Below are 15,819 nucleotides of genomic sequence, written 5' to 3'. Positions count from 1 at the left end.
CGGCGTCGCCCTGCGAACCGAGCACCGAAAGCAGGTACTCGAAGGCGTCGCCGAGCCGTTCGCTGTGATCGTATTCGAACTCGTCGATGACTTTCAGGAACTCGCGCAGCGTCTCCGGGTCGCGGTACGGCAGAAAAGCGTTCTTGAAGATGTCGCGGAAGAGCGGCGGAACGCCGGGGTTCTCCGGCATCTTCCCGATGGCTTCGGCGTAGAGGTTGAGCGTCGCCTGCCCGCCGATGCCGGAGCGCAGCAGTTTGTGCCAGCCGTATTTCGCGTGTTCTCCGGCAAAGAACTTGCGTTCTCCGCCCAACTCCTCCGCTTCCGCGTCGATGTCGTCCATAAACTTGTAGATGAGGGCGATTGTGATCTGCTCGACCTGGCTTTTCGGGTCGGGCACTTTGCCGACGAGGATGTCGCGGGCGGTGTCGATGCGGCGCTTCGTGTCGGTATCGAGCATCGCGTCCTCGTTACTCCGTGAACTGATTCAGCGGGACATAGTCCTTGATGTAATTAGGTACCAGCTCGTGGTAATGGACGGGAACGGCCCGCAAGTCCGCCATGGAGAACGCCGGATTGGTCGCCAGCTCGGTGTACTGACGACTTTCGATCGCCTCCCGCACGCGTCGGTTGGTGATGTACGCCTTGAAGAACGCTTTGATGGCGGGAATCGATTCCGCTTCTTGGGGTGTGTAGTCCGCGACGAACTTCGAGAACTCCTCGTCGAGCACCTCGTCCTTTGATCTGAACCGCGCGATGAACCCAAAGGCTTTCTCCAGTATCTCACGGAGCGAAAGACGGCGATCAACGGACGCGGCGACCCGGAGCCGTTCGAGCGTGAAATAGTCGTCGGACTTCCCCAGGATCTCGCGGCGGACGTGCTCAACGGCACGGTCCCAGTCGCCCGCCTCCACCGCCTGCGCGACCGCATCGACGGAGCGGACGGTTTCCTCGAACTCTTGGAAGAACATTCGGTCGATCTTCATGCCGTCGGCGCCGATGGTCTCCTCCTGAATCGTCGAGAGGATGTCGCCGCCGAGGTGTTCGTAAGCGCCGTCGACACCAGTGGTTGTTCTGTTGCCGTTGGGTTCGTGCTTCTTTGCCAGGGCCGGGAGCGCGATCACCTGGTCGTAGTCATAGTCCTCTTCGAAGTACTCACAGTTGGCGAAGAAGTCGAGCAGTTTGAAGGTCGTCTTGTGGGGGTTCCGCACGCTCGCGCGGATCGTGTCATCGGAAAGCTGCTCGAGGAAATCATGCCTGCGCGTGCCTCGACCCTTGATCTGGATGAAGTCGGTCGGGGAGAAGATGGGTCGAATGAGCCCGATGTTCAGGATGTCGGTGCAGTCGTATCCGGTGGTCATCATGCCGACGGTCACGCATACGCGCGCCTTGCTGGTCCGGTACGAGGGTATGAAGTTCGCCGATCCGAGCAAGTTGTTGTTGGCGAAGTTGACGGCGAATCGCTGCGCGTCGGATACCGACGAAGTCACCTGCACAGCGAAATCGGACCGGTAACGTCCGGGGAACATGCGATCCGCCATCTCGTTGAGGATCTGCGTCAGCTTGGTCGCGTGGTTCTGGCTGACGGAGAACAGGATGGACTTGCCGATCTCGCCGCTGATCGGGTCGCGGAGCGCGTTTTCAAGGAACGTCTTGCAGATGATCTGATTCGTCGCGTCCGAGAAGAACCGCTTCTCGAACTCGCTCCGTTTGTAGGACTCTTCGTGATCTTCACCGTCTTCGTCGACGAATGTCACGATGAAGCCCTGTTTGGATAGCAGCTCCGTCGTGACTTCCGTTCGCGCGTCGACGACGATCGGATTGACGAGATACCCATCCTTGACGGCGTCCAGCAGGGAGTATCGGTACGTGGGCTGGCGGTTCTCGCAGCCGAAGGTCCGATACGTGTCGAGCAAGATACGCCTCTCCATCTCGCGCGGATCGCTGGCGGCGAGGTTGAGCCGTTTGAGGTAGTCTCGCGGTGTAGCGGTCAGTCCAAGCTTGTACCCGACGAAGAAGTCGAAGACAGACCGAGCGTTGCCGCTGATGGATCGGTGCGCCTCATCGGAGATGACGAGGTCGAAGTCCGTCGGCGAGAAGAGCCGCTGATACTTGTTGCCGAACAACAGCGATTGCACCGTCGACACGACGATCTCAGCATGACGCCAGTCTTCTCGGTTCTCCTTGTAGATGACCGTCGAATAGTCGGCGGATAGCAGACCGGCAAAAGCGCGTCTCGCCTGGTCTTCGAGCTCGAGTCGGTCGACGAGGAACAGGACGCGCGAGGCGTTGCCGGTTCTCAGAAAGAGCTTGATGACGGCGGCGGCCGTGAGCGTCTTGCCGGTTCCCGTCGCCATCTCGAACAGGAATCGGTCGTTGCCGTTCTTGACCGAGCGCTGCAGGGCTTGAACGGCTCTGACCTGATATGGGCGCAGGAATCGGAGCTTGTTGGCTTGCTTGAACGCTTCGCGCTCCGCCTCGTTCTTCCAGCCTGCCTCCGCGGCGTAGCCGGGTCGCTGCGTCAGGACGATGTAGTCGTCGTTGATCTGTTCGTCGACCAGTCGTTGCGGCTGGGGCACGGTCTTACGGTACGCGCCGACCGAGTCCGGCGTCGGGAATGCCGTGATGGCGTACGGATTGCCGCGATCGAGGTCCCAGAAATAGTGCAGGTTGCCGTTCGACAGGATGACGAAGCGGCAGTTTTGCGACCGCGCGTATCGGCGCGCCTGTTCCTTGCCGTCGAGCGGATTCTTGTGTTCCCGTTTCGCCTCAAGAACAACAAGCGGGGAGCCCGTCGAGTCGAGCAGTAGGAAGTCGATGAACCCCTTGGTGGTCTTCTCGAAGTCCTCGCCCAACGTATCGACATCGGTGCGGCGAAGCGGGACATTGAGCTCGAGGCTCACGTTCCCCGGCTTGTTGCCGTCACCGAAGAATCGCCAACCGGCTGCCTCGAGCAGTTTGTTGATCTTGATCCGCGCTGTCGCTTCGTTCAGCGGCATGGGTAGACCTCGCCTGATGGTGCGACGCTCAAGCAGCGACGTCAATCTCGCGCGTTGCGGTCATCCCGCTCCCGCCGATACGCCTCATACTCCGCCTGGAGCCGCGCGCTCATCGGGTACGCCTCATCCACTTTGGCGTCGCCGGATTCGATCTTCCGCCGCAGGAAGAGCTCCTTCGACTCCAGCGCCGCCGCGTTCACGGCGACCTCCTCCGCCACGCGGCGCGGAATGATGATGACGCCCTCTGCGTCACCCAGCAGGATATCGCCGGGAGCCACAGCCACGCCCGCGCAGTTCACCGGCACGCCGAAGTCGACGCACATCATCCCTCGGCTCCCTGCGGCGTGCGTCGCCGTGTAGTAGATGGGAACCGCCATCTCGCGGAGCGCCGACAGGTCGCGCATCGCCCCGTAGATGACGATGCCCGCGCCTCCGTTCGCCTGGAGCCCCGCGACGAGGATGTCCCCGAACGCTCCGCCGTTCGAGATGCCGCACGCGTCGATGACGAGAACGTCGCCCGGAGTCGCGTTCTTGGGGCCCACGTTGTTGCCCATGCCCCGCTCGCTCAGTTTCAGGCTCTCGGCGAGATCGCGACGCATCGGCAGGTACTTCATCGTGATCGCTCTGCCGACCATCTTCCGATCCGGATGGAGGCACTGGAGCCCCTGCACGAACGTGTCGGGGAACCCCGCCGCCGACAGGCACGTCCATGCCGAATCGACGCTCACGCCTCGGAGCGTTTCGAAAAGCTCGGATTCGGTCATCGGACATCCTCTCCTAGAACCGCCGCACGCCCGCGATCTTCAGCCGGACGCGGTAGAGCGAGGTCGACGCGGTGATGTAAAGCCAACGCTTGTCGGCTCCGCCCCAGGCGAGGTTCGCTGCGACTTCGGGAACGCGCAGCACGCCCAGAGGCTTCCCTGATGCGTTGAAGACCCAGATGCCCGCCGGGCCCGTCATGTAGAGGTTGCCTTCGATGTCCACCTTGAGTCCGTCGGGGACGCCGGGTCCCAGCGAGGGGTCCATCTCGGCGTGGACGCGTCCGTTGGAGACGGAGCCGTCGGCGCCGACGTCGAACGCACGGACGTGTTGGCGGCTCGTGTCATCCACGAACAGGACCGTCTCGTCGGCGTTCAGGGCGATGCCGTTGGGTCGGTCGAAGTCGTCGGCGAGGAGGGTCAGCGTTCCGTCGGGGTCGAGCCGGTAGACGCCTTGGAAGTTCAGCTCGCGGTCTTCGGAACGAACGCCGTAGGGCGGATCGGTAAAGTAGATCGCGCCGCTGGAATGGACGACGAGGTCGTTGGGGCTGTTGAGCCGCTTGCCGTTGTAGCGTGCCGCCAGCGGGACGAGGCTGCCGTCGTCCATACCGAGCCGGGACACTCGCCGTCCCGAGTGCTCGCAGTTGAGGAGCGCGCCGGCGTGGTCGATGGTCAATCCGTTCGAGTTGCCGGTCGGCTCGCGGTAGAGCGCCGCTTCGGTCGCGCCTTCGCGCCACTGGTACTGCCGGTCGGCGGGGATGTCGCTGAAGATGAGCCGGGCGCGCTTGGTGTCCCAGACGGGCCCTTCGACGAAGAGGAAGCCGGTCGCGACGCGCTCCAACTGCGCTCCGGCGTCGATGATGCGTTCCAGATCGGGCGAGAAAGCGATCACGTCCATGGGCGGCTCCTCTGCGCGTCGTCACCGGTCGGGATTCGCCGGAATGCTAGCACGGCGCGCCGTTCCTCTGCATGCCGACAGCCTGCTCCGAGTGAGTTACGCACAGGCTTCGCCTCTGCCCATCGTCCCGGCTGCGTACGGAGGAGCTTCTTGGCGCGATAGGGCTCCCGGAGCACAAGCGCGCCCACCCCTCGATGGAGAGATGGGCGCGGATGAAGCATCGAGTCCGTCGGTCGGACCCGTAGGAGGGAGCTACCCCCTCACACTGGTTGCGGGCAGGTCGCAGGGGCGGCTCGTAGGGGCGGCTCTCAGAGCCGCCCGCTTGGTTGAGTCCCCTCTACTTGTGAATCACCATCCTCCGCGTCTCGCGGAAGCTACCCGCGCGGAGCTCGTAGAAGTAGACCCCGCTCGCGACCCGCTCCCCGAGCTCGTTCCGACCGTCCCAGTACGCCGCATCAGCCCGCGACGTGTAGTAGCCCGGCTCGCGGTAGCCCAGATCGAGCTTCCGCACCAGGGAACCTGCCACGTCGTAGATGTTCACCGTAACGGCAGAACCCTCCTTCAGCTCGAAGGGGATCCACGTCTCCGGGTTGAAGGGATTGGGGTAGTTCGCCATGAGACGGCTGCGAGACGGCGGCGCGAAGGTCAGACGCGCCGTGAAGGTGTGCTTCCCTGCGTCGAGGCGCATGGAACCCTCGCGGCTCAGGTCATGCCGCTCATCGCCCGACTCGACGATGATCCGATAACCCGCCGGGAGCGTCTGAGCCGTCCAGCGGAGCGTGCCCGCCTCCGCCAGATTCGCCGAGAGCTCCCACGAGGCTTCGCGCTGGCTCGACGGCAGGACGCTCCGAGTCATCCGCTCGACCGGATCGTCCGTCGCGGCGAAGAACTCGGAGTAGCTCCGAATCGGCGGAGCCGGAGGCAGACCCACGTCGTAGGCGTCGAAGCCCATCTGCGCCTTGGAGCCGCTCCCGAGCTCGACCGTCTTGAGCGCCCCGCTGTCGAGCGAGATGGTCAACGGCGCGACCCAATCCGGCGACGGAGCCGCGCGCTGGACGATGGCAGGAGCCCCCGGAGATGGCTGCGTGATCGTCACCGTCCGAGCCGTCGCCAGCTCGTTGTAGACCCAGTAGCCCTGGAACTGCGCCAGACTCGTCGCGATGACGTAGTTGACGCCGTCATACCCGAAGACCGTCTTGGCGGTCGGGTTGTACGCCGACGCGGACGCTCCCCCGAACGGAACCCCGACGAGGTTCCACCGAGGCTGGAGCGTTACCGAGACCGACTGCGCCGCCGGATCGCCCACGTCCACCTGGAAGGTCGTCGCCAGCGGACTCGCCGCCGGGTCGCGGAAGATGAACCAGCCCTGGCTCACGAACGGAAGCGGATCATCCGACACTTGAACACCCGACACCTGATCATCCGCATCGCCGAACATCGAGTAGTAGTTTTGGACCTCAGGCGACGGGTTGTAGCCATACATCGAGATGACGCCCCGCGTCACCAAATCCGCCGGAGCTCCGTTCGTCGTCGGACCCGGCAGGGAGAACATCCGCCAGCGGATGCCCAACGTCGTCGCCAGCGTCTGCGGCAGGCGCTTCGAGAGCACGAGCGTCAAGAGGTGCCTGCCCGTGTTCAGAGATATGCTTGCCCCCAGAGGCAGCGGATGGACGGCCGCCGTCGTCGCGTCCGTGTCGGGCCCGTGGACGATGCGGGGGTTGTCGTTGTAGTAGGCGAGAACGCCTTCCGGCAGTCCTTCGACCGACAGGTAGTGCGTGCCGCTGCCTACCTCGACTTCGATGGTCCACGTTCGCGCATCGGCGAACGCGAGAACATCCTGTGATAGCGCCTGGCCGCCTCTCAGGAGGCGGAGCCAGGACGCCGGAGGCTGCGGCATGGGCGGGGCGAGCGTGTCCTCCGCCGACAGGTTCACGCCATCCGACGCGTCCGGCGCGACGCCGACGATGACCGTGTGGTCGCCTGCTTCATCGCCCGTCAGGCGGAGCGTTGCGGTCCAGTTCTGATGGATCGGCGCGGGAGGCGAGTTCACGGTGAACATCCAACCCGGCGCATCCTCGAACGAGGTCCCGCCGATCGAGTATTGGATCTGGTGCGTGCCGTCCCACTCAGGACCAAGCCCGCTCAGGTCGAACGCCGCTGTCACGCTCGCGCTGTCGGGGGCAGCGACGGCTGGAAACGTCAGGTCGAGAGACGCCGTCGCGTTGTGCAGCCGCAAGTGGGTGATGTCGATCAATCCCGAACCGGTGATCGTCACTGTCACCGTCTCGCCGCGAACACCGCTGATGGGCACGCCCGTATGGAAGCCCGGGCTGGAGAAGTTGATCGAGAAGGTGAGTCCGGTCGGGCTGTAGGTTGAGCCGTCCGTCGAGTAGTGGATCGCGTGCACGCCGACCCAATCGGGAGCGAGTCCCTCCAGGTTAAACGTCGCGACGACACTGCTTGCGGTCGCGCTCGTCACAGGGAAGCTCAGGTCGGCGACTGTCGGCGTCGTCCGATGTAGGCGGATGTGCGTCACGCCGGACAGCCCCGAACCGGCGATTGTCACGGGAAAGGTCCAGCCGCGAACGGCGGCGGTGGGAGTGATCGAGGTGGCTGAGATGGACGGTGGGGCTGTGACGCTCAGGCGGAAGACGCCCCCGCCTGCGGTACCGGCATAGAGCGTCGTGCCCGATACCGCGAGTGTCCGTACCATCGGGTTGGTCAGCCCCGTATTGAAGGGCTGCCAAGACACCCCGTCGTTGTCCGACCGAAACACGCCCCCGGAGGCAGTTCCCAGGAAGATGCTCGTGCCTACCTGCGCGAAGGAACGGGAGTACAGGTCCGTCAGCCCCGTGCTGGAGGCTTGCCACGTCGTCTCTCCCGCCGGGAGTCGATAAACGCCGTTGGTATCGGACCCGGCGAGGACTGTCGTCCCCGACACGGCTAACGCCCGGACGACATAGGTCAGTCCCGTACCGACGGGTGCCCAAGTCGCGCCCAGGTCATCGGACCGCTTCACGCCGCTGCCTGCCGTGCCGACGTAGAGCGTTCCTCCCGATACCGCCAACGAGTACGCGCCGTCTGACAGCACGCTCTCCCAGGTATCGCCTCCGTTCGATGTTCGGTACACCCCATAGGCGCCGCCGGCGAAGAGCGTTCCGCCCACCTGCGCGAAAGTCGTCACGTAGTTCAGCATGACTGGGCCCGACGGTTGCCAAACGGTCGTTGCGTCCAACAGGCGATAGACGCCGCCAATGCCTCCGCCTGGGTTGCCATCGACGCCGGCGAACACCGTCGTCCCCGCCACGGCGACCGCCTTAGCGATTGTCCGGACGTCCGGCAGCGGGTCGCCGACCTGCACCCACGAATCGCCGTTGTTGTCCGATCGGAAGACGACGCCGCCAGCGTCGTGGTACGTGCCTGCGTAGAGCGTCGATCCCGACACTGCCAACGACCACACATCCCTGCCCCACGCGTAGCTAGGGATGCCCGTGTTCACGGCCTGCCACGTGGGCTCCTGCGCGCGCGACGATGTCGTCCACGCGACCGCGCCCAAGATCACCAAGACAACGGCACAACTGCGTCTGAGTCTCATTCGCTACTCCCCCTTCCTGCTGACCTATGGGTGGTGTTCTGTCAGCAAGCCGATGGTGACCACGCACTGCGCACTGGTGGCGCAGACGCACCAGCCGCAGCACCGCAACTGGCGAACACGTCGATTGCGGTTATCAGGACATGTATATACGATACTCGTATCCACAGCAATCTCTTTCGCCCGTTCGAGTGGTAACGCAAGAGCCAACGCATGGGTTCATCGCTCATCCCAGTACAGAGAACCGCCGCCGCGACCAAGATCCGTCGAGGTCTCGCGTGCTTGCCGACTTGTTCGCCGTCTGCGAGACCGGACGGCGATGCGACAGGCTGCGAACTCGCCACGAATGTGCAGGCGTCGATGCGGCGTCTGCCTGCCCTGTTGCGCAGCGGATACCCCTTTGATTCCGCGCCGTCAGCGGGTATCATAGTCCCCAATCTCTTTTGGGAGGTGTGCGGACCTCGCGACCTGGATCGATGTCCGCGCGATGCGGACAGGGAGCCGGCACAGGCTCCCATCCGTTGCCGAGAGACAGCCGTCACGCTCGATGGCGGCAGGCCCTCGACATGACCGGCAGAACCGATGGATTTGCGCCCTCTACTCGCTTCGGGGCGCTGAAGCGACTACATCCACCGGGAAGGTGACCCGACGCTTGCCAACCGGCCGCACGACCGATCCCGATCACCCCACGATTCGCCGATGACGCTGCAATGACGCGCGCAGGAGCCTGACTGCGGGCCCGTGGAGACCAGAGAAAGGCTGAAGGATGATCCGACCCGTTGGGACGCCCCCTGAGCAAGGGCTCTACAACCCTCGCTACGAACACGACGCGTGCGGCATCGGGTTCGTTGTCCACATCAAGGGCAAGAAGTCCAACGAGATCGTGCGCCAGGCGCTCACGGCGCTGGTCTGCCTGGACCACCGTGGGGCACGCGGCAGCGAGGCGAACACCGGCGATGGCGCTGGTATCCTCATCCAGGTTCCGCACCGCTTCTTCTCGCGCGTGACGGCAGATCTCGGCATGGAACTGCCGGAACCCGGCCGCTACGGCGTCGGGATGTTCTTCCTCCCGCAGGATGCCGGGCAGCGGGCGTCGATGGAGCGCGCCGTCGAAGGGATCGTCGCCGAGGAAGGGCAGCGAGTTCTCGGATGGCGGACGGTTCCGACCGACCCGACGGGGCTGGGCGAGACGTCCATCCGCTACATGCCGGTCGTTCGGCAGCTTTTTGTCGAACGGAACGCATCAGTCGCCGATGACCTCGCGTTCGAGCGCAGGCTCTACGTGATCCGCCGCCGCATCGAGAACGCCCTGCGCCGCCAGGACGTGCCGGGCGGCGATTTCCTCTACGTCCCCAGCCTTTCATGCCGGACGATCGTCTTCAAGGGGATGCTCACCCCGAACCAGGTACCGACGTTCTATCTCGACCTGCACGCGCCCGACATCGAGGCGGCGATCGCGCTCTACCACTCGCGGTTCAGCACGAACACGTTCCCGAGCTGGGGCAGGTCGCATCCCTACCGCTACATGATCCACAACGGCGAGATCAACACGCTCCGGGGCAACGAGAATTGGATGTTCGCCCGGCAGTCGATGGTCGAGTCCGAGCTCTTCGGCGAGGACATCAAGAAGCTGTTCCCGATCATCCAGGAGGACGGCAGCGATTCCGCGAAGTTCGATAACTGCCTCGAATTCCTCGCCCTATCGGGACGCTCCCTCGCGCACTCGATGATGATGATGATCCCGGAGCCCTGGGAAAACCACGAGAGCATGACCGAGGAGAAGCGGGCGTTCTACGAGTACCACTCCTGCCTCATGGAGCCGTGGGACGGGCCCGCGTCCATCGCCTTCACGGACGGCGTCCGGGTCGGCGCGGTTCTCGACCGGAACGGCTTGCGTCCCTCGCGCTACTACATCACCAAGGACGACATGGTCATCATGGCGTCCGAGGTCGGGGTTCTCGAAGTCGCGCCGGAGCGAGTCGCCCACAAGAACCGGCTGCAGCCAGGGCGCATGTTCCTTGTGGACACCGACCAGGGCAGGATCATCAACGACGAGGAACTCAAGCGAACCATCGCGACGGAGCACCCGTACCGCGAATGGCTCGACGCCAACCTCGTCGACTTCGAAGACCTGTCCGATGTCCCGCACGATCCGCCCAAGCAGGACCATGCGACGACGCTCCGCCGCCAGCAGGTGTTCGGCTACACGTTCGAAGACCTGCGCGTGAACATCGAGCCGATGGCGCGTAACTCGATCCAGCCCATCGGTTCCATGGGCAACGACACGCCGCTCGCCGTGCTGTCCGACCGTCCGCAGCTTCTCTACAGCTACTTCAAGCAGCTCTTCGCACAGGTGACCAACCCGCCCATCGACCCCATCCGCGAAGAGATGATCACGTCGATGGACACGACGCTGGGCTCCGAGCGGAACCTGCTCCATCCCGAGCCGGAGAGCTGCCGGCAGGTTCGCCTCCGCATGCCGGTTCTCAAGGACGAGGAGCTCGAGAAGCTTCGGCACATCGACCATCCCGGCTTCAAGAGCCGAGTCGTGCCGACGCTCTTCAAGGTTGCCGACGGCGCGGCGGGACTCGAACGGGCGCTCGACGAGCTTTTCGCGGCGGCGGACAAGGCGATCGAGGACGGCGTGAACATCCTCATCCTGTCCGACCGCGGCTTCGACGCATCGCACGCGCCGATCCCCGCGCTGCTGGCGGCATCGGGCTTGCACCATCACCTGATCCGCAGCGGCACGCGTACGCGCGTCGGGCTCGTCGTCGAATCCGGCGAACCGCGCGAGGTGCACCACTTCTGCCTGCTTCTCGGCTACGGCGCTCAGGCGATCAACCCCTACATGGCGTATGAAAGCCTCGCCGACATGATCACCGAGGGGCAGATGGCGGATGTCTCCTATGACGAAGCCGTCGCGCACTACATCAAGGCGGTCGCCAAGGGCGTCGTCAAGGTGATGGCGAAGATGGGCATCTCGACGATCAAGTCCTATCGTGGGGCGCAGATCTTCGAGGCGGTCGGCATCCACAAGGAAGTCATCGACAAGTACTTCACGTGGACGGATTCCCGCGTCGAAGGCGTGAAGCTGGACGCCATCGCGGCGGATGCGATGACGCTGCACGGACGCGCCTACCCCAAGGCGACTCGCGGCGTGATGACACTCGACGTCGGCGGGCTCTACCAGTGGCGGCAGGACGGGGAGCAGCACCTGTTCAACCCGCTCACGGTGCACAAGCTCCAGCACGCCTGCCGGACTGGCGACGCGTCCATCTATCGCGAGTACGCGGACCTCGTCAACGACCAGTCGAAGCGCATGGTGACGCTCCGCAGCCTGCTCGACCTCAAGTTCGACCGCCCGCCGGTTCCCATCGAAGAGGTGGAACCCGCCGAGGCGATCTGGAAGCGGTTCAAGACGGGCGCGATGTCCTACGGTTCCATCAGCAAGGAAGCCCATGAGACGCTCGCCATCGCGATGAACCGCATCGGCGGAAAGAGCAACACGGGCGAAGGCGGCGAAGACCCCGCCCGTTACACCCTGGAGCCCAACGGCGACTCGAAGAACAGCGCGATCAAGCAGGTCGCCTCGGGACGCTTCGGCGTGACGAGCAACTACCTCGTCCACGCGAAGGAACTGCAGATCAAGATGGCGCAGGGAGCCAAGCCCGGTGAGGGCGGAGAGCTTCCCGGACGGAAGGTCTACCCGTGGATCGCCAGGGTGCGCCACTCGACGCCGGGCGTCGGGCTCATCTCGCCGCCGCCGCACCACGATATCTACTCCATCGAAGACCTGGCGCAGCTCATCCACGACCTGAAGAACGCGAACCACCACGCGCGGATCAACGTCAAGCTGGTCGCCGAGGTGGGGGTCGGAACCATCGCGGCCGGCGTCGCGAAGGGTCACGCGGATGTCGTACTCATCAGCGGACACGACGGCGGCACGGGCGCGTCGCCGCAGACGAGCATCAAGCACGCGGGTCTTCCGTGGGAGCTCGGGCTGGCGGAGACGCACCAGACGCTCGTCCTGAACAACCTGCGGAGCCGCATCGTCGTCGAGACGGACGGGCAGCTCAAGACGGGTCGGGACGTCGTCATGGCGGCGCTGCTGGGCGCGGAGGAGTTCGGCTTCGCGACGACCGCTCTCGTCGCCGTCGGCTGCCTGATGATGCGCGTCTGTCACCTGGACACCTGCCCGGTCGGTGTCGCCACCCAGAACCCCGACCTGCGCGCCCGGTTCACGGGCGATCCCGATCACGTCGTCAACTTCTTCCGCTTCATCGCTGAGGACATGCGGGAGATCATGGCGAAGCTGGGGTTCCGCACGGTGAACGAGATGGTGGGCAGGACGGATCGGCTCGACCCGCGCCGCGCCGTCGATCACTGGAAGGCTCGCGGGATCGACCTGTCGAAGATCCTCTATCAGCCGGAAGTGGGACCCGAAGTGGGCCGCTACTGCCAGATTCCGCAGGATCACGGCTTAGACCGCGCGCTGGACAATCAGGTTCTCTTGAAGCTCTGCGAACCCGCGCTGTCGCAGGGCGAGAAGGTCAAGGCGAGCCTGCCGATCAGGAACACGAACCGCGTCGTGGGGACGATCCTCGGCAGCGAGCTGACGCGGCGTCACGGGCCCGACGGTCTGCCGGAGGACACAATCCATCTCCAATTCCACGGTTCCGCAGGTCAGAGCTTCGGGGCGTTCGTCCCGCCGGGGATGACGCTGGAGCTCGAAGGCGACGCGAACGACTACTTCGGCAAGGGTCTCTCCGGCGGCAAGCTGATCCTCTACCCGCCCGCCGGATCGACCTTCGTACCGCGCGACAACGTCATCGTCGGAAACGTGGCGTTCTACGGCGCGACGAGCGGCGAAGCCTACATCCGAGGCATGGCGGGCGAGCGGTTCTGCGTGCGGAACAGCGGAGTCCAGGCGGTCATTGAGGCGGTGGGCGACCACGGCTGCGAGTACATGACCGGCGGACGAGTCGTCGTGCTGGGTCCGACGGGCCGCAACTTCGCGGCGGGGATGTCGGGCGGCATCGCCTACGTTCTCGATGAGGCAGGCGACTTCGAGCGTCACTGCAACCACGAGACCGTGGACATCGAGGACTTCCACGACGACGGCGAGATCGCCGAGGTCCGCCGGATGATCCAGCGGCACGCCGATTACACCAACAGCGAGGTCGCCGCGCAGGTTCTCGCGGACTGGGACGGTTCCGTGAAGTGCTTCGTCAAGGTGATGCCGAAGGACTACAAGCGCATGCTCGAGGCGATCCGTCGCGCCGAGGCGTCCGGCATCAGCGGCGACGACGCCGTCATGGCGGCTTTCGAAGAGAACAAGAACGACCTCGCGCGGGTCAGCGGGAACTAGCAGAGCGCCCGGAGCGACAGAGGGGACACCATGGGCAAAGCGACGGGATTCCTGGAGTTCGACCGCAAGACGCCGAAGGCGCAGACGCCCGAAGAACGCCTGACCCACTGGGACGAGTACTACACGGGACTCGGCGACGACGGACTCCGCCAGCAAGGCGCTCGCTGCATGGACTGCGGTGTGCCGTTCTGCCACACGGGCGTCCTCATCAAGGGACTCGCCGCCGGCTGTCCCATCAACAACCTGATTCCCGAATGGAACGACCTGGTCTACCGAGGCAGATGGCACGAGGCGTTCGAGCGGCTGCGCAAGACGAACAACTTCCCGGAGTTCACCGGGCGAGTGTGTCCCGCGCCGTGCGAGGCTTCCTGCGTGCTGGGACTGCACAGCCCCGCCGTGACCATCAAGAACATCGAGTGCACGATCGTCGATCGCGCGTTCGAGCACGGTTGGGTGGAACCGGAGACGCCCGCGAAGCGCACCGGCAAGAAGGTCGCTGTCGTCGGATCGGGACCTTCGGGCTTGGCGTGCGCGGCGCAGCTCAACAAAGCAGGTCACTCGGTCACCGTCTACGAGCGGTCGGACCGCATCGGCGGGCTACTCATGTACGGCATCCCGAACATGAAGCTCGACAAGCGGGTCGTCCAGAGGCGCGTCGATCTCATGGCGGAAGCCGGCGTCGAGTTCGTGACGAGCACCGAGATCGGCAAAGACCTCCCCGCGAAGAAGCTGGTCGCCGAGAACGACGCCGTCGTGCTGTGTGTGGGGGCGACCAAGCCGCGCGACCTGCGCGTCGAGGGACGCGAGCTTAAGGGCGTCCACTTCGCGCTGGAGTTCCTCACGAAGAACACGCGCAGCCTGCTCAACTCGAAGCACGCCGACGGGCAGTACATCTCCGCCAAGGACAAGCACGTCATCGTCCTGGGCGGCGCGGACACGGGAACCGACTGTGTCGCGACGTCGCTGCGCCACGGCTGCAAGAGCATGCGGCAGTTCGATATCATTCCGCGTCCGCCGGACGAGCGCCCCGCCGACAATCCCTGGCCCGAGTGGCCCCGCACCATGCGCGTGGACTATGGCCAGGAGGAATGCAAGGATCGCTTCGGGTTCGACCCGCGCGAGTACCTCATCAGCACCAAGAAGTTCGTCGACGACGGCAACGGGAACGTCAAGGAGCTCGTGACGGTCGACGTCGAGTGGGCGCGCGGCGAGAACGGACGTCCATTCCCGAAGGAAGTGCCGGGAACCGAGCGCACGTGGCCCGCGGACCTCGTACTGTTGGCTCTAGGCTGGTTGGGTCCTGAGGACACGATCCTCAGCGAGTTGGAGATCGAACGCGACGAGCGGTCGAACGCCCGCGCGAAGCACGGAGAGTACGTCACGAACGTGCCGGGCGTGTTCGCGGCGGGCGATGTCCGTCGCGGGGCGAGCCTCGTCGTGTGGGCGATCAACGAAGGTCGCGGAGCCGCGCGCGAGTGCGACCGCTACCTGATGGGCTCCACCGACCTGCCCTAGCACCGTTATTCTGAGCACAGCACCGATGTCTGGAACTGGCTGGGGGCGGGTCTGAGACCCGTCCCTTACGTCGTATGCCTGACGGGATGCTGGCGGCCGTAGAGGCGACTCGGCGAGTCGCCCCCTACCTGGCCCATCGGCTGCGCGTCACCAGTCGCGGAAGGCGTAGACGCGCGTGCTCGTCACCAACCCGACGATGCCCCACAGGCTCCCCAGAACGAACTCGCCCAGCACCATCCCCAGGAAGAATGGCAGCGCCTTTCGGTAGCCCCGTATGCCGCCCGCCCGCAGGATCGTCAGCTTGGCAGCCCAGGCGATGAAGAACGGGAACCAGAGGCGGTCCCAGTGGTAGTAGCCCGCCAGCAGGTAGCCGAGCGGGTGGAGGGGCCACCAGAGAAACCGCAGGCGCAGGATCGTGTTGGCGAGCGTCACGGCGGCGCCGATGCCGGTCGTCACGAGGAACCGGACATCGGTTCCGGACGGCAGCGTCGTCCACCGCTCGACGACGTTGAACGCGGTCACGCCGCGCCACGCGCCGACCCCGCCCCACCGGTAGTTCGTATCGAGGAACGCCCAGAAGGTCACCGCGACGCCGACGAACGTCGCCAGGACGATGACCTTCCAGAGCCGTCGCGTGTCCATATCCGCGCGCGAGGCGAGCTTGAGGTTCTCCAGGGCGACGGGCATCG

Annotated in this window: 7 protein-coding genes; 2 read left to right on the top strand and 5 right to left on the bottom strand. The window is 64.9% G+C overall.

Annotated features, from left to right (window positions below):
* From FJZ36_13255 to FJZ36_13235, 5 genes are all read right to left on the bottom strand, one after another.
* The coding region (locus tag FJZ36_13255; GenBank protein ID MBM3215873.1) for a restriction endonuclease subunit M/S at positions 1-457 on the bottom strand (457 nt) is incomplete at its 3' end.
* 10 nt (positions 458-467) lie between these two features.
* The gene (locus tag FJZ36_13250; GenBank protein ID MBM3215872.1) at positions 468-2,996 is read right to left on the bottom strand and encodes a DEAD/DEAH box helicase; all 2,529 of its coding nucleotides are present in this window, start codon (positions 2,994-2,996) and stop codon (positions 468-470) included.
* Positions 2,997-3,037: 41 nt separating this feature from the next.
* The gene (locus tag FJZ36_13245; GenBank protein ID MBM3215871.1) at positions 3,038-3,760 is read right to left on the bottom strand and encodes a hypothetical protein; all 723 of its coding nucleotides are present in this window, start codon (positions 3,758-3,760) and stop codon (positions 3,038-3,040) included.
* 13 nt (positions 3,761-3,773) lie between these two features.
* Positions 3,774-4,652, bottom strand: a complete 879-nt coding sequence (locus tag FJZ36_13240; GenBank protein ID MBM3215870.1) for an SMP-30/gluconolactonase/LRE family protein — start codon at positions 4,650-4,652, stop codon at positions 3,774-3,776.
* A gap of 337 nt (positions 4,653-4,989) precedes the next feature.
* A complete protein-coding gene (locus FJZ36_13235; protein ID MBM3215869.1) occupies positions 4,990-7,365 on the bottom strand; it encodes a T9SS type A sorting domain-containing protein in 2,376 nt (791 codons plus the stop codon).
* A 1,645-nt stretch (positions 7,366-9,010) separates the two neighbouring features.
* Here FJZ36_13235 and gltB point away from each other — a divergent pair.
* Together gltB and FJZ36_13225 are read left to right on the top strand one after the other, a co-directional pair.
* Positions 9,011-13,615 carry a glutamate synthase large subunit gene (gene gltB / locus FJZ36_13230; protein MBM3215868.1) on the top strand — a complete coding sequence of 1,535 codons (4,605 nt, stop codon included), beginning with the start codon at positions 9,011-9,013 and terminating at the stop codon, positions 13,613-13,615.
* Positions 13,616-13,645: 30 nt separating this feature from the next.
* Positions 13,646-15,130, top strand: a complete 1,485-nt coding sequence (locus FJZ36_13225; protein ID MBM3215867.1) for a glutamate synthase subunit beta — start codon at positions 13,646-13,648, stop codon at positions 15,128-15,130.
* Positions 15,131-15,819 lie beyond the last annotated feature (689 nt).

The organism is Candidatus Poribacteria bacterium (genome assembly GCA_016866785.1).
Taxonomy (GTDB): domain Bacteria; phylum Poribacteria; class WGA-4E.
The sequence above is the reverse complement of the archived record's forward strand: the minus strand, read 5'-3'. Positions and strand labels throughout refer to the sequence as shown.